Consider the following 21,060-nt stretch of genomic DNA (forward strand, 5'->3'; position numbering starts at 1 on the left):
TTATCTAACAAAAAAAGCATCCTAAATTAGGATGCTTTTTTATTTTCTAAATAATTTGTTTATCTATTTGAAGCCACGGATGTTTTACTATCTGTCCATACATTCACACTCGCAACAGCGTTATTGGAATAATCAACTTCTTTTAGCGAACCTTCACTCCAATAAAACCATTTGCCTACTTTTTCTCCATTATCATACTTTGCAGAGGCTAATTTGTTTCCTTCATTAGAGTAGCTAAACCAATCACCTTGTAATTTACCATCTAAAGTATAAGTTCCTGTTTGGCTAATTTCACCATTATCATGATAATAAACTACCTCAATTAAATTGGTTTCTTTATTTAATTTCAGATTTCTTTCTTTCTGAGCGTACGTAAAAGTTACGCTTAACATTATAAGTAATATTGCTATCTTTTTCATATCTATTTGGGTTTAATTAAAAAATTAATAATCAAATATAACTTTTATTTTACATTTTAGCAACATTCACATAACATTTAGTTAACATTAAAGCTCTAAAAACCTGTTTTACTATTATTTAACATAGTTCAAATAATCGTTTTTCAAACTTAATAATTAGATAATGTTAGCATTACATTCAGATTACTTTTAGTTTTCATATTTGCAAGGTCTTTTAACAAGACAATTAGTATGTCATAAATTTTATTGGTTTTTGTCGACTGAATACTTATGATTTCTAATGAGGCTGCTTTAAAAAAAAGCAGCCTTTTTTTATAAATTTCATTTAAAAGTTAATACTTAGGAAACATTTACTTAACATAAAAGCTAGTTCTTTGCACTCGACAAAAACTAATGCATAATACATGAATACTAAAACTTGTACACTTGTAATTTTCTTATGTGCAATTTTTTCTACAAACGCTCAAGAAATTAGCGATACTTCATTTGGCAAAGGGCTTATTAACTTTGTAGCTAAAGACAGTTCCTTTAGTGTAAAGTTTGCACCACGTTTTCAAGTAAGGTCAGTTTCATCTTGGGATCACGATGGAAATCAATACGGAAACCCAGAACATAACTTCATTGTTCGTAGAGCACGTTTAAAATTCGATGGTTTTGCTTACAGTCCGAAATTAAAATACAAGATAGAACTTGGACTATCCAATAGAGATCTTGCTGGTGCTAACGATTTTAACCGCAATACACCACGTTATATTCTAGATGCCGTATTAATGTGGAATTTTGCAGGTAACTGGGAACTTTGGGCAGGTCAGACCAAATTACCAGGTAATGTAGAACGTGTTATATCATCGGCTAATCTTCAATTAATAGATCGCTCATTATTAAACAGTCGTTTTAATATTGACCGTGATTTAGGAATCCAACTTCGTCACAAAACTAATTTAGGTGGTGATTTTTTAATGCGTGAAAAATTTTCCCTTTCCCAAGGCGAAGGTCGCAATGTTACCGAGGGGAATGAAGGTGGTTTACAATATACAGCGCGTTTGGAATTTTTACCATTCGGTGAATTTCAATCTAATGGTGATTATAGTCAATCAGATTTAAAGCGTGAGGAAAAACCAAAATTGATGCTTGGTTTTACTTATAATTACAATCAAGATGCTGTGAGAGAACGCGGTTTTGCTGGAGATTATATGACTAGAACCGATGAAACTCTTTACGAAACGGATCAAACGACTATTTTCGCAGATGCCATGTTTAAATATCGTGGGTTCTCTTTTATGGGAGAATATGCAAAACGAACAGCCGATGATGAAATCGCTACTGAATTAGATGGAACTACCATATTAGATATTGATGGCGAACCAGGACCAGACTATATTGTTTTAACAGGAAATGCATTAAACTTACAAGCTGGTTATTTATTTAAAAGTAATTACGAAATTGCAGCGCGTTTCACAACATTGGAGTTTGAAAGTATAACAGGTGCATTGCCAACAAATCAATATACTTTAGGAGCTTCAAAATACATCGTTGGACATAAACTAAAAGTACAGACGGATCTTAGTTATACCACATTAGATGGAAACGACGATAGCGTTAGATTTAGATTAGGATTTGATATCCACTTCTAACTAAATAATAACAATTAGATAACGTTATAAACGAATCGTATAAAGATATTTGCAAACTTATTTGAATTAAAAATTATGGATAATATTTATTTATTAATGTTAATTGCCATCACTGTTTTAGCGGTTGCTGATATTGTGGTTGGTGTAAGTAATGATGCTATTAACTTCTTAAATTCTGCCATTGGCTCTAAAGCCATTTCATTACGAACCATAATGATCGTAGCAAGCTTAGGTATTTTCATTGGTGCTGTGTTCTCAAGTGGAATGATGGAAGTAGCCAGAAAAGGTATTTTTGTGCCTGCTCAATTTGAGTTTGGTGAAATTATGCTCATTTTTATGGCTGTAATGATCACCGATATTTTGTTACTTGACTTCTTTAATACTTTAGGACTACCAACATCGACTACAGTTTCTATTGTATTTAACCTTTTAGGTGCCGCAGTTGTAATGTCTATCATAAAAATCAGTCATTCAGAAACGGAAACCATTGCTGATCTTGGAAATTACATAGCTACGGATACAGCATTAACAATCATAAGTGGTATTCTACTTTCAGTTTTAATTGCATTTACGATAGGTGCTCTTGTACAATGGGTGTCAAGACTTATTTTCACGTTTAATTATGAGAAAAAAATTAAGAATTTTGGAGTCATTTTTGGCGGCCTTGCTTTAACAGCCATCACCTATTTTATTTTTTTAAAGGGGTTGAAAGGAACGCCATATTATAAAGAAATGGCAGCTTCAGTCGAAGGAAACGAAACCTATATTATCATAGGAAGTCTTGTATTTTGGATTTTCTTTTCTTACATATTTGAAAAGTTGACTAAAAAAACGGTCTTGCTCTTTGTAATCGGAGCAGGTACCTTTGGATTAGCTTTGGCTTTCTCAGGAAACGATTTGGTTAACTTTATTGGAGTCCCTATGGCTGCATACCATTCATATGAAGCATGGGTTGCAGGAGGAATGGATATAACAATGTCTATGTCTGTTTTAGAGGAAAAAGTACCTGCAGAACCATTATTATTATTTATATCAGGAGCCATAATGGTATTAACCCTTTGGCTATCTAAAAAAGCAAAGACAGTTGCTGAAACTGAAATTAGTCTTTCTCGCCAAGGGGAAACTCACGAGAAGTTTGAACCCAATCGTCTTTCGCGGTCTATAGTAAAAAGCACGACTCAATTATCTAATTATTTTGGTGTTATAGTTCCAAATTCAACCCAAGAAAAAATCAATAAGAGTTTTGAAAAACCAAACATTGTATTAACAAAAGATCAAAGTATTGATGCACCTGCATTTGATATGATTAGGGCTTCTGTTAACTTAATGGTAGCAGGTGTTTTAATTGCCATTGCCACATCCATGAAATTGCCTCTTTCAACAACTTATGTCACATTCATGGTAGCCATGGGTTCTTCTTTAGCAGATAGAGCTTGGGGAAGAGAAAGCGCTGTTTATAGAGTTGCCGGTGTACTGAATGTTATCGGTGGATGGTTTGGCACTGCTATTGGTGCATTTTTAGCAGCTGGTATTGTTGTGTTTTTAATCAATTGGAACCCTTCTGTAATGATACCAATTCTATTACTCATTACGGCTTTTCTTCTTTATAGAAATTACAAATCCCACAAAACTTCTTCGAATAAAATTGCAGAAGAAGACAGTCTTAAAGAAACAGGAAGTAGATCCGTACAAGGTGTTATTCTCGAAAGTGCAGACAATATTTCAAACGTTGTGAAACGCGGAAATAAAATATACACCAATGCCGTTAACGGATTGGCAAAGCAAGACTTGGCCTTACTGAAAAAGAACAGTAAACAAATTGCTAAACTATCTAAGGAAGTGGATAGCTTACGAGACAATATTTTCTACTTTATCAAAAATTTAGACGAAACCAGTGTTAGAGCTAGTAGCTTCTATATCAACATCTTGGGGTATTTGCAAGATATGACGCAATCATTGGAATATATATCTAAGGTAAGTCACAAACATATCAATAACAATCACAAAAAACTTAAGTTCAGTCAAATCAAAGAATTGAAAGAAGTAGATGATGCATTAGAACAACTTTTTAATGATACAAAAGCCGCTTTCGACTCGCATTCTTTTGAACAAATTGGTTCTATCATTACACGTAAAAAGGCAGTTTTAGATCTAGTGACCGATAAAATTGTGAAACAAGTCGCTAGGACACGAACGGAAGAGTCTAGCCCAAAAAATACAACACTTTACTTTACTTTACTTTTAGAGACCAAAGATTTATTAACAGCAACCATGAATTTACTAGAGGAATATTACAACTCCCACGATAGTTCAGTAGAACCTGCAACTATAAATACAGAGGAGGCTAAGTAAATATAGAATGCCTATAATATGCTGGAAAAGCTTTGATTCTTAGATAAGAGTCAAAGCTTTTTTTATTCCAAAAAAGTCTAAATCATCGTCAATAACAGAAACCCTAAAATTGCGCCAATTACAATAGTCCAAATCGTACTGATTTTAGTTTTAAAAGTTAAAAATACAGCTACAATTGCAATACTTATGCTTTGCCATTCTATCAATGTTTCCTTAGCCATAATTAGGAGCACAGCTAGCATCACGGCAACTGCAGCTACATTAACGGCATCTAAAAAGTGACGCAATAGTTTAGAGTTTCGCATTTTGGGAATAAACGGGTTCAATATTAAAACAAACAAAAAGGAAGGTAAAAAAATCCCAGCTGTTGCCACCAAAGCACCAGTGAAACCAGAAAGTTGATAGCCTATAAAGGTGGACGTTGACAATACTGGTCCTGGTGTAAATTGCCCAATCGCAATAGCATCGATTAATTCTGCTCTGGTCAACAAACCGCGAGTCACCAATTCGGCATCCAAATAAGCAAAAAGCACATAACCACTTCCATAAAGTATAGCACCAACTTTTAGGAAAATAAAAAAGAGTTTTAACGTTGATAGCTTAGCTATAGTTGTATTTAAAGCGATTGGTACAAGCAAAGGTGCTATTGAATTTAGGTTAATTCCTGTTTTAGATTTGAAATAAAAATAAAGCATTCCCAAAACACCTGCACTTAACAAGGCTACGACCTCATTAACACCCAAAAGACTTACTAATAAAACCAATACGCCAATTATGATTAATTCAGTACTTTTTAAGGCTTTTTTACCAAGTTTTAGTATTGCTGAAGCTATAATTGCTAAAACTGCTGGTTTTATACCATATATAAAAGGTTGCACTTGTGGTAATTCGCCATACTTTATATAGAGATAGGCCAATAATGCTGTAATTAGTGTTGCAGGAAAAATAAAGGCTATACCTGCCACAAATAAACCAGGCTTACCTGCACGTTCGTAACCGCAATGCATGGTCATTTCTGTAGAATTGGGTCCAGGAATCAAATTGGTGGTACCTATCAAATCCAGAAAATAATCTCTAGTCATCCATTTTCTTTTTTCAATAATTTCATCTTCCATCATGGCAATATGAGCTGCAGGTCCACCGAATGCGAAACATCCCAACTTAAAGAAAACAAGCCCAACTTCTTTTAATTTAGAATTCATATTAAAACTTAAATAGTGTTGAATTGTTATTTAAAAATAGGAAGAAAATCGCTTGTGCATTCTTATTTGCGTTAAACAAATTATTAAATAAACCATTTTTCAGACGTCCAACTCTATACTTTTACCGTATATATCACTTTAAATCTTAATCATTAAAAACTAAAAAATGAAGAAAATTTCAATCCTATTAGTAACAGCAGTCCTTATAAGTTCTTGTGTATCTAAGAAAAAATACGTGGCTTTAGAGCAACAACATGGAGAAACTGTAAGTGAGCTTACTAAAACAAGAGTAGAAAAAGAAGAGTTAGAAAATAAATTCGCCGTTATAGAAGCCCGCGTAAATGAATACAATTCTAAAATTCAATCCTTAAACCAGGACGTCGAAGGCCTAACTATAGAAAACAAAGCAAAATTTCAAGTTTCAAAAGACGGCACTGTAGCCTCAGGAGCAAGCAAGGAAAATATGCGTGCGACATTACAAAACGTCGATCCAGAAAAATTAGCAAATGCTAAAACGTTGAAAGATTCTATGAATTTAGCTGTTCAGTACAATTTGAACAAGGCTATAAACACTAGCGATCTCGAAGAAGATGAAGATATCGTTGTAGATATTAACGAAACGGTTGTTATGATTTCTATTGACGACGATATGCTATTTAGCACAGCAAGTTATAGAGTTGGTAATAAAGCTGATAAAATATTAAAAAAACTAGCTGACGTTATTAATTCAGAGCCTAGCTTGGACGTTATGGTAGAAGGCCATACAGATTCTAGAAGTATTAATACTGAAAAAATTTCTGACAACTGGGAATTGAGCGTATTACGTGCGACTTCAGTAGTGAAAAAATTACAAAATCAATTTAACGTTGCACCAGAGCAATTAATAGCCTCAGGACGTAGTAGCTACCAACCTTTAGTAGAGAATGACTCTTGGGAGAATCGCGCTAAGAACAGAAGAACACGTATTATTTTAATGCCAAATATTGATAAGTTCTTTGCAATGATGGAAGCATCAGAATAAGACTTCAAATAAATCACAAATCGATCTAAACTTAACTAAAAGCATCCTCCCGTAGAATTCGGCATTGGGTGCTTTTTTTTATGCTTTATTTTGAAAATTTAAAACTCAAGAAGCACAGCATTGTACGAATAATAATCTATCATTAATACAATAAAATTATGGATAAAGTGAATTATTATACCATACCACAAGGTGTTGTATTTACTTCTAATATAACCTAAAATCAGTCCGAAAGGTAATATCCATAACAAGGAAATAAACGAAAAATGCACTAAGGCAAAAATGAAAGCTGTTCCAATTATCGTTACTTTTTCGCTAACCACCTTTTGCAATTGATTGAACAAAAAGCCTCTAAAAGCTAATTCTTCAAAAATTGGAGGCAAGATGGCAATAAAGAGAATAGACCATAATAACGGTTGATCTAAATAGAGATAAGCTTCGTAATAATTGTCGTCTATAGTTTCAAAAATATAAGCATTTAAATAGTCGATAGAAAAATAAACTGAAAATGCCGAAAATAGAGGAAAAATGACTGTGAAAACTATTATTTTCCAATCAATTTTAGGCAGTTTATAGAGTTTAAAAATACTTTTGTAATCAAATACTGAAAAGCCTAAAACTAATACCGCAAAAATACTTTCGAATGTAATATCTAAAGCAAGACTTTGCTCTAATTCTGAAGAAATAAGGTAAAAAGACGCCGCATAAACCAAAAACACTACATAAAATATAATGATGAAATTTAAGGTTTCGGCTCTATTTTCTATGGAACTTTTCTGAATTTCAACACCACAGTTCGAACAAAACTTAACTTCACTCTCAAAGGTAGCGTGGCACTTTTTACAACTAAAGATCATTGCGTTAATGGCATTGGATTACTTTTTTATAGAAGATGCAGAATACACACCTTTGCCCAAATAAGCGATAATTAGAATCTTAAATATAATCCCTCTTATAATGGTTGCAGGATCTACAATTGCTGCAATGATAATGGTCGTTAAGTATAAGAATAAACCTAATAATATGGCAATTAGTGGTTTCTTTGAAGTCCAAGACCCTAAAACTAAATAAATAATACCCAGTATCACATTAGTAACGAGTATGGCGATATCCTGATCTCTAAAAAAATAGAAAAGTCCAGCCAAAATGGTAATTCCTGCGATAACATATAACACGTTCCTGGCTGATTTTATTTTTTTGTCAGCGTCCATGTGCTCATTCTTTTTCATCACATTTCTGGCATGAAATTGAGCTACGTCCTTTTCTGTTCCGTTCTCAGGGAACCCGCATTCCTGACAAAATATATTTTCCTGTAGTATGGCTGTGTTACATTTAGAACAGTGGGCTATCCCAACTTCTGACAAATTTAATTCTTCCATGTTCTGGAGTATTTGATTGGTTACAAGCCTCAATATAGAAAAAAAGACATAATTTTAGTTAAGGTTATAAAAATACTCGTTGTGTTGAAAAAAATTGCTGTTACACTTATTAGTTATATACATTTTAATCCATAAAATTTCTTTAAAAATTTTTAACTTTTATAATGAGTAGAAAACACAAATTTCACAACAAGCCTAGCTTAAACATCGTGTCTTTTGCTGTAGTTTATTGGGTTGATGTATTTACAAGAGAATATTACTTCAAAGTTTTAGCTGAAAATTGAAAATGACCATTTGGTATTGGAGAATAATGATGTTGGGTTTGTTGGATAATTTTTTTATTCGTCGTAGACGAATATTTAAAAAGCACTCGTCGGAGACGAGCGCTAAGTCGGTAAACGAAAAAAGCATCTTTTTCAAATTAGAAAAAGATGCTTTTTTAAAAATAAAAATTGAGATTCCTTTTTTCAAAGGAATAAATAGGTTAGCCTTCACAGCTCGCACATTCCTTCTTCTGCTTAAACTTCTGTGCAGCGTTCATACTGTGCTGGTAATACAATGACTTCACACCTAACTGCCATGCTGTAACATAAATTTTATTAATGTCTTTAACTGGCATATCTGGATGCACCATAATATTTAATGACTGTGCTTGATCAATATGGTTTTGTCTATTCGCCGCTTGATAAATAATGGTCATTTGATCAATCTCAGAATAGGTTTTAAACACATCCTTTTCATGATCTGTAAGACCTTCTAAATGTTGAACTGAACCATCATAATCTCTAATGCTTTTCCAAACCTCAATGGTGTTCATTCCTTTTTCTTCTAAAAGTGCTGTTAAAAAAGGATTCTTAATCGTTGTTTTTATTTTCGCAATATCTTTTACATAACTATTAGACCAAATTGGTTCAATACCTTGTGATACTTGTCCTAAAATAAACGCTGACGAAGTTGTAGGTGCCACAGCATTTAAGGTCGTATTACGTCTTCCGTAACCTTTTAATACTTCTGGCTCACCAAATAATTTTGCTAATTCCTCTGAAGCCTTAACGGACTTATCTTTAATGGTTTTAAAAATTTCACTATTCAGATCAAATGCTTCCTTACTATCAAAACTTACCATTTTTGATTGCAATAAGGAGTGCCATCCTAAGGCGCCTAAACCTAAAGCTCTATTTTCTTTAGCGAAGTTATAGGCTTTCTCCATAAACATGAAGGTCTGTCTATCATCACGATCTGCAGAATCTCTATACACTTCAAGTTTCGTGATAAATTCTTCTAAAACTGCATCGAGGAAATACACCATGGTTTCAACAGCATCTGTATCTTTCCACTTATCGTAATGCAATAAGTTGATGGAAGATAACACACATACAAATGACCATCTTTCGTTAGTTGGCAACATGATTTCAGAACACAAATTACTAGCATAAATTTCGTGCTTATTATCTCTATATACATCTGGCGCTGAATTGTTCGCATTATCCTTAAAGAAAATATATGGGTATCCTATTTCGCCTCTACGTTGCAAAACTTTTGCCCAAATAGCTCTTTTATCAGCATCACCATCGATCATTTCTTGCATCCATTCGTTTCCAACGGTAACACCATGTGTTAACTCTTGAATTGGATTTCCTTCTGTTCCTATTTCTAAAAATTCGTGAATATCATTATGCTCAATTGGTAAATATGGAGAGAAACGGCCACGTCTCACTGAACCTTGACTTACCACATCAACCATTTTTTCAAACAATTGCATAATATGTACAGCTCCAGAAGATTCTCCATTGTTCTTTACTGGTGCTCCTCTATGACGCAATTTACCAAAGTAACCAGAAGTTCCGCCACCTAATTTAGACATCATTCCCACTTCAGATTGTGTGTATAGGATATCTCCCATATCATCAGAAATGTGAGACCCAAAACAACTAATAGGTAAGCCACGTTTTTTTCCAAAGTTAGACCAAACAGGCGATGCTAATGAAAAATAGCCTTCTGCCATATAGCCATAAAACTTGTCTGCAAAACCATCAATACCTAATATTTTTTCGGCATTATTGGCAATTTCCCTGATGCGTTCCTCAGGTGTGGTATCTTCTGTAAGATATCCAGAAGCTAAAAATTGACGACTATGCTCCGTTAACCATTTAATTTCTGGTTCGGTATTAGCTTCTTTAATCGCTTCTTTTCTGGCTTTAATTAGCTCATCGTGATTTGAGGATTTTGTAGTTTGAGGGTTTACTACTTTGTTTTCGAGGTCTAAGTTAGTTTTTTCGTTCATGGTTTAAAATAAGTCGTCTCCGGTTACACTTTTTTGTCTTTTTGCATAGTTTATTGAACGTTTCACGAAGAAATCTCCATGTTTTGTTCCTATAATTTCATCATCAAACCAATCGGTTTGTTCTAATAAGGTTTCATTTACATCAAATACTTTTTCGATACCGATGCTTTCCAATGAATTATTGAATCTGTTTTTTATAAATTCATTGATCACATCCTTAGGTAAGAAATCCAATTCTCCTGCTTCAAAAATCCAATCGATTAATTTACTTTCCGATTTAAAAGCTTCCTCACATAATTCCTTAACCAACAAGCTGTGTTCTTCACCAAACCAGGTTGGGTTTTCTTCCTTTATAATTCTAATAACGTCAATTCCAAAATCACCATGGATTTGTTCTTCTTTCGAAGTTGCTTCAACTACATTAGAAACACCTTTTAACATGTTTTTGTGCTTATTGAAAGCCATGATGATTAAAAACTGGGAAAATAAAGACACATGCTCAATAAAAAGCGAAAACAATAATATAGATTCTGCATACTCTTTGTTATCCTCACTTTTGGCATTCTTTAAAGCGGTTTCTAAATAATGAACTCGTCTCATTATTACCGGCTTTTTCTTTAAGTGCTTAAATTCGTTATTAAGACCTAATATTTCCAATAGGTGCGAGTAAGCATCATGATGACGCACTTCACTTTCTGCGAATGTTGCTCCAACAGATCCTATTTCTGGTTTTGGCATTTTATGGTATATGTCTCCCCAAAATGATTTTACGGCCACTTCAATTTGTGAAATCGCAAGCATGGTATTTTTAATGGCATTTTGCTCTACAATAGTCAACCTTGTTTTAAAATCCTGAATATCACTTGTGAAATTAAATTCTGAATGAATCCAGTACGAATGTCTTATCGCATCTACATACTCATTAAGCTGCGGATACTCATAAGGTTTTAGGTTAATTCGCTTTTCAAAAATATTTGTTTTTCTACTTCTGGCTTGTTCGTCTCTATATAATATGTAGGCTTTTGCCACACCATGAAAAGAACTTTCCATTAATTTTTCCTCTACAAGATCTTGCACCTCTTCTACGGTAGGCAGGTATCTATGATCCTTTGCTTTTCTTTCTAACAAGGTCTGTAAAACCTTCACGGAGATTGTATTGGCATCTTCTTTAGTTCCATTTCCTACAGAGAGCATTGCTTTTTCAATGGCGTTAGAAATTTTATTTAAAATAAAGGGACTGGTTTCATAATCTCTTTTAATAATCTGCGTAATCTCCATAGGTTTTTAATTTTAAGACTAAAAAGTCATTAGAACAATGCTATATCATTCTAAAGTTTCATTAATAAATGCGTAAATCGTGTTATATTTTTTTTCCTAAACAGGAATAAAATGTCGGAATTCTTAAAATTGATTTCGGATATTTTTCGAATCAAAAACCAAAAAATCAATTTTATTTTGCCTCCAACAAAGATTGAAAAACATCGAGTAAAAAGAAAGACAATGTTATAAACATTGTCAACAAGTTTTTAACAAACCCTTGTAACGCCCATGAAATGGTTCGTTTGACTAAATTATATATAAACACCTCAAAAACAGATACTTAATATATTTTTTATAAAATAACTAATGTAGGTTTTAACTTGTTAAATAAAAGGTTAACAACCGTTTTTATTGAAGATATTAGAGAAAGACTTAGGCTATATTATAAAACAAAAAAGAGCGTTTATTTAACGCTCTTTTTTCCCTAATAACTAACTAAAATTAATAATAAGTAGCCTAAAAATGACTTATTAAAAATTAACACTGAAATTAAAAGTTAGAATTTTGGTAAATTCTAATCTTCGCTGATTAATAGCAATTAACCAAAAAGCAAACCCCCAATTTGCATTATTTTTGGTTTATTTCAATACTCAAATATCCGTATTAAATCCCTGATTCCAATGTGGTATTGTATAATTGGTTATGAAAAGTGTGTAATTGGAAATTTTGGTTTTAGAATTATTTTGTACTGCATTCTATACATAAAACCATGCATTGCACACATATTTAAGCCCAAAATATTTAATATATACATATATTTATAGTCCTTAATTAAAAAGCATGTTAAAAGCAGTAATCGTTGACGATGAGCCAAAAGCCATCCAAAGTCTCATCTGGGAGCTTAGCAATTTTAGCCAAGAGATAGAAGTAATGGCTTCTTTTTCCAATCCGGATGAGGCTTTAAAATTTCTGGATTCCAATACACCAGATTGTCTGTTCTTGGATGTTCAAATGCCAACCATTGGTGGTTTTCAATTTTTAGAGCAGCTAAATAATACCGATTTTGCGGTTATAATTACCACTGCTTACGATGAATATGCCATTAAAGCCCTGAAACACGAAGCCATAGATTATCTCTTAAAGCCTATAGATTCTGACGATTTAAGGGAAAGCATTGCCAAAATTAAAAAATATAGTGACCGTACAGTCAACTCCCAGAAGCTGGAACGTATGCTCACCAACTTCAATTCGCAATTCGACAAAAAGAAGATTACCATTAATACTGACGGAAAGTTACTCTTCCTTGATGTAGACGATATTGTCTATATTGAATCTGACGGAAATTATAGCACACTCTTTTTGCAAAATCACAAAAAAATTGTTGTGACCAAAAAATTGAAAGAAGTTGATGCCATATTACCTGAGCATTACTTTTTTAGAATTCATAATTCATATATCATTAATCTTAATAAAATAAAAGCCTTTATAAAAAACGAAGGTTATGTTATTATGGACAGCGACCAAAAAATACCAGTCGCAAGACAACGTAAATCAGATTTTTTAGAAAAATTATAGTTGATGAGCCCTTTATTACTACCTAAGCTACTATGTTCTTGCATTATTGTTTTTTTTTATGCTTCTAACGCCTATACACAGACTTCCGATTTTGAAAATACCTTAAACTATATAGAAAAAAATCAACCGAAGCAATACAATACAATAGACTCCGTTTTTAAACCTTTTGAACGTGATAGTTTAAAGATGAAACGCTTACTGGAGTTCTCAAAAGCCAGTAATTATTATGAAGGTGCTTGTTTTGCTCTAAATGCATTGGGTATTACACATCGAAATTTCTCTAACTATGATCAATCCATAAGACTTCATCAAAAAGCGAAAGCGTATGCCGAAAAAGCCGAAAGCGATGAATTAAAAATCATTAGTCTTAATATGCTTGGTGTGGCTTACAGACGTATGGACGTCGTTAAACCCGCACTCGATTATCATACGGAAGCGTTGAAAACTGCCTACGCTATAATAAATCCTTCAAAAGAGATAAAACATAGTATTGCGGTATCACAAAATAGTATTGGTAATATTTATTTGGCCTTAAAACAATACGACTTTGCTATCATTCAATTTAACAAGTCGCTTAAAATTGAAAAAGAGGGAGATAACAAACTAGGACTGGCTATTAATTATCATAATATTGGTTATGCGGAAGAAGCTAAAGGTAACTTAAGTGTTGCTCTGTCCAACTACGAAAAATCTCTGGAATATAACAATGCGATCAACTCCGAAATTGGTCGTGTAATTTGCAACAACAGCATCGGTGGAATTTACCTCAAACAAAAACGGTACAAAGATGCGAAACCAAAAATTAACGAAGCCCTTGACATGGCATTGCATTTAGACGATCAGTTCTATATCACAGATTCCTATCTTAATCTTGGGCAATTGGAGTTGGAAATGAACCAACTTACATCTGCTGAAAAACACCTAAAAAAAGCACTCAATATTGCCACTTCTTATAATTTGAAATCATCTGTTGCTGAATCGAGCAAATTATTATCTGAAGTTAACCAAAAAAACGAAAATTATAAAGCCGCATTAGCATATTACGAGAAGGCTGTTGAGATTGAAAATACGATTTTAACCGAGCAAAATCTACAATATGTAAACGATATTGCCATTGAATATGAAAACGAAAACAAGAACAACCAAATAAAAGCATTAGCTCTAGAAAACGAAGCTGTACGATTGCGATTAGAGCGCAATAAGAAAATTTTACTTTACACCTCTTTACTCCTTGTGGTTTTGGGCATAGCCCTTTTTATACTTAATAGAACTAAAGCATTAAAACGGGATAAGCACATTTTGACCTTGGAACAAGACATGCTGCGAAGCCAGATGAATCCCCATTTTATATTTAACTCTTTAAACTCCATAAAGCTCTATATCATAAATAATGATAAGACCAATGCAGTTTATTATCTCAATAAGTTTTCAAAATTAATCCGTAAGATATTAATGGCTTCCCAAGAAAAAGAGACCTCGCTTAGTGACGAGCTTGAAACCATGAAGCTTTATATGAACATTGAAAACATTCGTTTTTCTAACGAAATAGATTTTAATATCACTGTTGATCCTTCCATAAATATGGAGATTACAAAAATCCCATCTTTGGTGCTTCAGCCGTTTTTAGAAAACTCGCTTTGGCATGGTTTATCCTCAAAAGCTGAAAACAAAAAAATAGACCTTAAAGTCAGCAAAAAGTCACCAAACTTTATAACTGTTGAGATTATAGATAATGGTATTGGCCGGTTAGCATCTCGAAAAATAAATGATCAAAAGAAATTAAAACGGAATTCGGTTGGTATAGACATTACCAAAGCTCGCTTGGCTAATTTTTCAGAAGCATTCGAGAATTCTTATTCCTTGGAAATTGAAGATTTGTACGAGAACGACAAACCTTGTGGTACCAAAATAACCTTGCAAATCCCGACCACTAAACTAAGACCTAAGATGCATAGTTTAGCTACCAGAAGTTTCTGATATTGCATTCTTAATATTGGCGCTTATTGATTATGTTTCTCAGCCACCTTCTCCAACTCAGCGTACCAATCTTCGCCAAATTTTCTAATCAACGTTTCTTTTACAAATTTATAGATAGGTACTTTAAAAAAGTAAAAACGGAATCTTAAACACCTATCATTATAATCTTTTTAAAAACTTTATTTTTTGTTTCCATCTAATATTATTATTCCTATTAAGCACAAGGCAAATCAATAACCTCTAAAAAACCTAGATTAAATGCATTAATATTTACAATGTATATAACTCAGAAACCATCTGAAACCATAAGAGGTCTTATACCGCAAAAGTTTGTTAATAATGGATACTCTTCACTAGTTATATCAGCTCCAATGCTTATAACCCTATTTAGGCCAATAAATACCCTAACTCCCTTTATTAGTTTCTAGTTACAAAAATTGAATTAGCGAAAGATGGTTGAGCCTCATCTGCTAAAGGTGTTTCTATTCCATTAATCCAAAGTGTTGCCACTTCGTTTGACGTTGAAGTGTTAATTTTAAACCCAGCCACATACACATCATCTTCAATAACAAATACGGATTTAGCAACGGTAAAGTCGGTAGCAGCCGTTAAAGAAGATTCTATACCATTTTTCCAGATTTTGGCTTTAAAAGAACCACTATATTCGGTACCAACCACATATGTATCACCTTGAGAAACATATACCGAATTGGCATAGGTGTTATCATTTCCTGTGCTTAAAGGTGTTTTTACGTAATTTTTCCAAATTGTTGCGACATCAACAGTACCATTAAATTCAGTACTAGCAACAAATACGTCGTTTTCAGAAATAAATACTGAAGACGCTGTACCAATTGATGTACCATTAGTTAACGAACCCGTATTATTTATCCATAATTTTGATTGCTCATTACCATTTGATGTTACAATACCTGCTGCATAAACATCAGAACCTGATACAAAAATTGAATTAACATTAGAAGGTGGCGAGTTTTGAGGCAAAGAAGACGTATTTCCATTTTTCCAAATCACAGCTTCTGGATCGCCAATTAAAGGTGTAACATAGCCCGCAACATAGACATCGTTTCCTGAGACAAAAATTGAATTTGCACTTGCATGATTAGCACTACTAGTTAGATTTGTTTCTACGCCATTCTTCCAATATTTAGCAACACTATTGGGCCCAATAATTTCGAAACCTGCTACATAAACATCATTGCCAGATACATATATAGATATAGCCTGTGCATCATTGGTACCATCTGTTAATAGTGTTTCTTCGCCGTTTTTCCAATACTTGGCTACCATCTTTAAACCATTGTATTCACTGCCAGCTATATAAACATCGGTTATAACTGGTGTTGGTCCATTATCATTATCATTACTACAAGAAAAAGCAAAGAGAATTAGTAGTGTAAAAGCGATTTGTTTTAGTTGTGTTTTCATATCTATTATTTTTAAAGATTAATGTCACCTTTACAGATACAGCACATAATCAGTCTTATGTTAATTGTGTCTTTTATGACCTACAAAGTTGTAATGACCAGCTTAATAACATACCTCCATCAGCCCCTGCGTCATCAATAATTTTAAGAATCCAATCTCCTTGAGCTTCATTACCAATTAAACCACTTAAAACACCTTCTGGCCTAAAAGACCCTGTAAAAGGAGCTATCCCATCAATAATTAAAGCAGATGCTTGATCATCGAATACTGTATTTGTATAATTGTCACCCCCAGCACCATTATCTGTACTCAATTCTATTATTAGGCCGTTTGGGGCAATTAAAAATATTTCTAAATCAGCATCAAAAGTATGTTCAAGATTTATGGATACTAGAACATCTGGAGCAATGATAAAATCATCTGAAACATTAATAATAGAGTTGGTTTCTGTACCAGCATCTGGACCTATTGGCAATTGTTCCGTGTTGGTTAATATCTGACAAAGATCCAAACCCTCTGCCAAGATGTTTAATGGTGAACCTATTAAAGGTGTACCATCATTAGCAAAAGCAGTTGCAGTTAAAATTTGTTCCCCTATGCTGCTGCCAAGAGTCCAAGTTACTAATGCTTTTCCTGTAGCATCTGTGGTTGCAATATTTGGTATAACTGTGCCTTCACTTACAGAAAAACTAACTGTTGTACCTGCAAATGCATTGCCGTTTTGATCATTAACAAGTATTTCTATAACATCAGAAAGTTGATTACCTATATATGATGATTGGTTGTCTCCAGAAAAAACTTGTAAACTATTAGCTCTTGCCGCTGCTGAGCCATCATCGTTACTACTGCAACTAAAAATTATTAATATTACAGTAAATAGCTTTGTTAATATTAGAACTGGCTTTAGTTTTGCCTTTCCAGTGTAATTTAAATTTTTCATGATAATAATATTTAATGGATTATTAACTTCATCGATTGAAGCTCAATTCAGAGTGCTATTAAATAAAGGGTTAAATAGAGGTTTTTAGTTATGGTCTTGTTTCCAGTATTAAATTAAAAGGTCGCTATTGCGCGCCTCTAAGTCTTTTCAATTCCAAGAATTCTCAAAAACTATTAAGGATCAATTATTAAAGGAAAGTAGGATGTAATAATTGCCTCTTTTGAGAATGTAACATTAGTTTCCATAATTTTTAATTTATTGGTTATGTACTTCAACGATTGAAGCTAATTTTAAAGCTCAATTAACAAGGGTTAACAGAGGTTGTTATAATTCAAATTTTAAATGATCTTTATTTTATTAGAATCAAAATTATTATTAGTGCTTCCGTTTGACTATCACTATTTCTTCATTCTCATGTAGTATTATTGAAACTTAGAAGAAAACTTTTACTATTAATGCAGAAAGAGCAACACAACAATACTTATAATATTGACAATCATTATTTTACGCATTGCACTTGATGGACATCTTAATTTATCCTTAAAAGCACAGCTGAGCCACGATGGATCTTTAAATCCAACTACATACACTATTTCCCTAATGGTTTTTTTTGATTGCCTGCGTTTTGAGACCAGAAAATTTCGAACAAATTTGTTGTATAAAATACACAGAACTAACCAAGAGACTAGATTAGTAAAATTTGATACGTTAAAAAAAGTGATTGAAAGAACCTGCTTCTTTCTTATGCCTTTTTAGTAGAACTATTATTAAATATGATGCGTTAATTTATTTATTGAAATTGTTATCAGCCACCTTTTCCAACTCAGCATACCAATCTTCGCCAAATTTTCTAATCAGTGCTTCCTTTACAAACTTATAAACCGGCACTTGTAATTCCTTACCCAAAGCACAGGCATCATCACAGATTTCCCATTTGTCGTAATTTACACCCGAAAACTCAGTATATTCTTTTACTCTTATCGGATATAAATGACAAGACACTGGTTTTTTCCAAGATATTTCCCCTTGGTTATAGGCTTCTTCTATGCCGCAAAGTGCCGTTTTTTTCTTATCAAAAATAACGTACGCACAATCTGCTCCGTTGATTAAAGGTGTTTCTAAATCCCCAAAATCTGTAGTTATCGAAGTCCCTTGTTTCTCAATAGCAGCAATCCCATCTTTACGAAGAAACGGCCTTACCTTAGGATAAATATCTTCTAGAATTTGCGCCTCCTCCTTATCCAAAGGAGCACCAGCATCGCCATCAATGCAACAAGCACCTTTACAAGCCGAAAGATTACAAACAAAATCCTTTTCTATAATGTCTTCTGAGACTATGGTTTTTCCGAGTTGAAACATAGTGCAAAAATAAAACTAAAAAGTTATAAGTTCAGCTAAAGTTTTTAAGTACTTAAAGTTTTACGCCAAGAACAAAAAGTTGTCAATGAAACAAACTATTAAAGTTATCAATAATTTAATATTGCAAATCATTAATAATGTCGCACCTTTGCAAAAATTTTCAGAAGGGTATTGGATTTTTAGTCAATAACCAAATGATAATCAAATATTTATAATCGTTTTTTAAAGATTACCCTAAATTTAAAAAAACTAAAAAATGGAATTAAATTTTAAAGAAATATTTACAGCCTTTATGGTGCTCTTTGCCGTTATTGATATTATCGGGAATATTCCGATAATTATGGATTTACGCAAAAAAGTCGGACATATACAAAGTGAAAAAGCGTCTATTATTGCCGGCATAATTATGATTATCTTTCTCTTTGTTGGAAAAAGTTTATTAAATCTCATTGGCATTGATGTCAATTCTTTTGCGGTAGCTGGCGCATTTGTTATCTTTTTTATTGCCTTAGAAATGGTTTTGGGTGTTACACTTTATAAAGACGATGAACACGATGCCATGACGGCTTCGGTTTTTCCATTGGCATTTCCGTTGATGGCAGGACCAGGAAGTTTAACCACTTTATTATCTTTACGTGCCGAGTTCGCTATTGAAAATATCATTGTTGCCGTTATTTGTAACGTAATTGTGATATATATTGTATTAAAAACTTCAGCAAAAATTGAACATGTTATTGGTGCGAACGGAATTAAAATAATAAGAAAAGTTTTTGGCGTAATTTTGTTAGCCATAGCCGTAAAACTATTTGCTCATAATATTAAAGAATTATTAGCATAAAAATTTTGAAATATGAAGATCTTCACCCTTATTTTATCTGTAATTGCCATTGCGCTCATCATTTTTAATGCAACGATGTTAAATTTTGAAGCCCTGTTTGAAGGCAAAAGTCAAACCGCAATTATTACGATTGTAGCTGCGCTTTGTGCACTTATACTCTTACAAATTCTTAGAATTTCTAAAAAAATAGAAGCCTTGTCAAAAAAATAGAAGCCTAAATATATTTTTTAACTGACTAACTCAAATAAATTAATTTAGGCTTATTAAATTAAGGATTATAGATTTTATTAGTTGATTAAATTATAGGCAGTTTCAAAAGTTCCACTGGTAAAATTATAGGTCAGTCCGTCTGCCTCAAGAGGCGAACCAACAAAACTAAAAGTCCCAGAGATTCTTTTTGTATCCTTATTGTGAGAAGTAATTGTGACACTACCTTGACTAGAAACTGCGGCATCTCCATTGGAATGATCGAAACTTGCCATAAATCCATTGTCTATAGTAAAGGTATCGCCAGTAGCTGAGTTTAGAGGAAAATTAAGTACAACATTATTACCACTAACATCACTACCACTTATTGTTATGTTATTTCGCACGACAATTAATCCGTTTACAAAACTCGCTTTAAATTCATCGCCTTCAATTTTCACAATTAAAAAATTGTCAGAATTATTATTTGAGGACGTATCATCGTTACCGCAAGATGTCTGCACTAACGATAGCGTTAAAAATAAAATTGTTGTTAACAGTTTCATATTTCAAATAAATTTTAAAATTATTGTTCCGTATAGGTTACCATAAATTCACCCTCAGTAAAGTTGAGCGTACTAGTAGAATCATCTGGGTCTGGACCAGAAAAATTGAACCTACCTGATATTTCATTGGTATCTCTATTGTGAGCCGTAATAGTTAATATACCACTAGTAGCAAAGAAACCGCCGTTGTCCGTATCATAAATAGGAACAAAAATATCTGTTCCGTTGGTACCAAATAGACCTGCATTTAGAACATCACCAGATTCAAAATCACTTGAAAATCCTATGATCACATCAACACCTTCAGTATTGATCCCTTCAATATTAATAGTACCTGCGGTTAGCACGGCCTCAATTTGTAGAGGTACAAAATCTTCACCGTTAATTTTTACAAAAAAAGGTTCCGTAATTGGGTTTTGATTGTTACTAGAGTCATCTTCACTACTACATGATACCATAAGAATAAGTAATACCAAAACGCACATTGTTTTTAATACTTTCATTTTTTAAATAGGTTTTTAAATTGTTACTCTGCCATTAATGCAAATTATGAGAAGAAGTAAACACACTTTTGTAATTATTTTTTAATGTCTATTTTCTAAAATGTTTTTCTAACTTTGAG

Annotated in this window: 18 protein-coding genes and 1 pseudogene; 7 read left to right on the top strand and 12 right to left on the bottom strand. The window is 33.0% G+C overall.

From position 1 onward, the window contains the following. Positions 1 to 59: 59 nt before the first annotated feature. Positions 60 to 419 carry a toxin-antitoxin system YwqK family antitoxin gene (locus HM987_RS16740; RefSeq protein ID WP_179009164.1) on the bottom strand — a complete coding sequence of 120 codons (360 nt, stop codon included), beginning with the start codon at positions 417 to 419 and terminating at the stop codon, positions 60 to 62. A 404-nt stretch (positions 420 to 823) separates the two neighbouring features. On the opposite strand from HM987_RS16740, the gene HM987_RS16745 reads away from it, so the two are divergent. After that, complete coding sequence (locus HM987_RS16745; protein ID WP_179009165.1) at positions 824 to 2,053, top strand: porin; 1,230 nt, start codon at positions 824 to 826, stop codon at positions 2,051 to 2,053. A 75-nt stretch (positions 2,054 to 2,128) separates the two neighbouring features. Then, positions 2,129 to 4,405 carry an inorganic phosphate transporter gene (locus tag HM987_RS16750; RefSeq protein WP_179009166.1) on the top strand — a complete coding sequence of 759 codons (2,277 nt, stop codon included), beginning with the start codon at positions 2,129 to 2,131 and terminating at the stop codon, positions 4,403 to 4,405. 77 nt (positions 4,406 to 4,482) lie between these two features. Here the strand turns inward: HM987_RS16750 and chrA are convergent, their stop codons facing one another. Next, positions 4,483 to 5,607 (bottom strand): chromate efflux transporter, encoded by a 1,125-nt coding sequence (gene chrA / locus HM987_RS16755; protein ID WP_179009167.1) that lies wholly within the window; start codon positions 5,605 to 5,607, stop codon positions 4,483 to 4,485. A gap of 166 nt (positions 5,608 to 5,773) precedes the next feature. Between chrA and HM987_RS16760 the strand changes: the two genes are divergently transcribed. Then, the gene (locus HM987_RS16760; protein ID WP_179009168.1) at positions 5,774 to 6,628 is read left to right on the top strand and encodes an OmpA/MotB family protein; all 855 of its coding nucleotides are present in this window, start codon (positions 5,774 to 5,776) and stop codon (positions 6,626 to 6,628) included. 98 nt (positions 6,629 to 6,726) lie between these two features. Here HM987_RS16760 and HM987_RS16765 read toward each other — a convergent pair whose 3' ends face one another. The 4 genes from HM987_RS16765 to HM987_RS16780 form a co-directional block, all read right to left on the bottom strand. After that, on the bottom strand, positions 6,727 to 7,485 hold the full coding sequence (locus HM987_RS16765) for a CPBP family intramembrane glutamic endopeptidase (RefSeq protein WP_179009169.1): 759 nt from the start codon (positions 7,483 to 7,485) through the stop codon (positions 6,727 to 6,729). Positions 7,486 to 7,503: 18 nt separating this feature from the next. Next, entirely contained in the window at positions 7,504 to 8,007 is a 504-nt protein-coding gene (locus HM987_RS16770; RefSeq protein WP_179009170.1) for a zinc ribbon domain-containing protein, read from the bottom strand. Between the two features lie 484 nt (positions 8,008 to 8,491). After that, a complete protein-coding gene (locus HM987_RS16775; RefSeq protein WP_179009171.1) occupies positions 8,492 to 10,291 on the bottom strand; it encodes a ribonucleoside-diphosphate reductase subunit alpha in 1,800 nt (599 codons plus the stop codon). A 3-nt stretch (positions 10,292 to 10,294) separates the two neighbouring features. After that, complete coding sequence (locus tag HM987_RS16780) at positions 10,295 to 11,569, bottom strand: ribonucleotide-diphosphate reductase subunit beta (protein ID WP_179009172.1); 1,275 nt, start codon at positions 11,567 to 11,569, stop codon at positions 10,295 to 10,297. An 822-nt stretch (positions 11,570 to 12,391) separates the two neighbouring features. Between HM987_RS16780 and HM987_RS16785 the strand changes: the two genes are divergently transcribed. Further along, entirely contained in the window at positions 12,392 to 13,126 is a 735-nt protein-coding gene (locus HM987_RS16785; RefSeq protein ID WP_179009173.1) for a LytR/AlgR family response regulator transcription factor, read from the top strand. Positions 13,127 to 13,129: 3 nt separating this feature from the next. Then, complete coding sequence (locus HM987_RS16790; RefSeq protein WP_179009174.1) at positions 13,130 to 15,103, top strand: tetratricopeptide repeat protein; 1,974 nt, start codon at positions 13,130 to 13,132, stop codon at positions 15,101 to 15,103. A gap of 23 nt (positions 15,104 to 15,126) precedes the next feature. Here the strand turns inward: HM987_RS16790 and HM987_RS19595 are convergent. The 4 genes and pseudogenes from HM987_RS19595 to HM987_RS16805 form a co-directional block, all read right to left on the bottom strand. Beyond that, positions 15,127 to 15,228: pseudogene (locus HM987_RS19595) on the bottom strand (DUF3109 family protein); the annotation flags it as partial. Positions 15,229 to 15,520: 292 nt separating this feature from the next. Continuing rightward, entirely contained in the window at positions 15,521 to 16,549 is a 1,029-nt protein-coding gene (locus HM987_RS16795) for a hypothetical protein (protein ID WP_179009175.1), read from the bottom strand. 73 nt (positions 16,550 to 16,622) lie between these two features. After that, the gene (locus HM987_RS16800) at positions 16,623 to 17,489 is read right to left on the bottom strand and encodes a proprotein convertase P-domain-containing protein (protein ID WP_179009176.1); all 867 of its coding nucleotides are present in this window, start codon (positions 17,487 to 17,489) and stop codon (positions 16,623 to 16,625) included. A 786-nt stretch (positions 17,490 to 18,275) separates the two neighbouring features. Then, complete coding sequence (locus tag HM987_RS16805) at positions 18,276 to 18,848, bottom strand: DUF3109 family protein (protein WP_179009177.1); 573 nt, start codon at positions 18,846 to 18,848, stop codon at positions 18,276 to 18,278. Between the two features lie 256 nt (positions 18,849 to 19,104). Between HM987_RS16805 and HM987_RS16810 the strand changes: the two genes are divergently transcribed. Both HM987_RS16810 and HM987_RS16815 read left to right on the top strand, forming a co-directional pair. Next, positions 19,105 to 19,686 carry a MarC family protein gene (locus HM987_RS16810; protein ID WP_179009178.1) on the top strand — a complete coding sequence of 194 codons (582 nt, stop codon included), beginning with the start codon at positions 19,105 to 19,107 and terminating at the stop codon, positions 19,684 to 19,686. A 12-nt stretch (positions 19,687 to 19,698) separates the two neighbouring features. Beyond that, positions 19,699 to 19,896: a hypothetical protein gene (locus HM987_RS16815; protein WP_179009179.1), complete on the top strand. Its 198-nt coding sequence runs from the start codon at positions 19,699 to 19,701 to the stop codon at positions 19,894 to 19,896. 77 nt (positions 19,897 to 19,973) lie between these two features. Here the strand turns inward: HM987_RS16815 and HM987_RS16820 are convergent, their stop codons facing one another. Both HM987_RS16820 and HM987_RS16825 read right to left on the bottom strand, forming a co-directional pair. Beyond that, positions 19,974 to 20,438, bottom strand: a complete 465-nt coding sequence (locus HM987_RS16820) for a DUF6252 family protein (protein ID WP_179009180.1) — start codon at positions 20,436 to 20,438, stop codon at positions 19,974 to 19,976. A 20-nt stretch (positions 20,439 to 20,458) separates the two neighbouring features. Continuing rightward, positions 20,459 to 20,941, bottom strand: coding sequence for a DUF6252 family protein (locus HM987_RS16825; RefSeq protein ID WP_179009181.1), 483 nt, complete (start codon positions 20,939 to 20,941; stop codon positions 20,459 to 20,461). Positions 20,942 to 21,060 lie beyond the last annotated feature (119 nt).

The sequence above is a fragment of the Winogradskyella forsetii genome, assembly GCF_013394595.1.
In the GTDB taxonomy this organism is placed as follows: Bacteria; Bacteroidota; Bacteroidia; order Flavobacteriales; family Flavobacteriaceae; genus Winogradskyella; species Winogradskyella forsetii.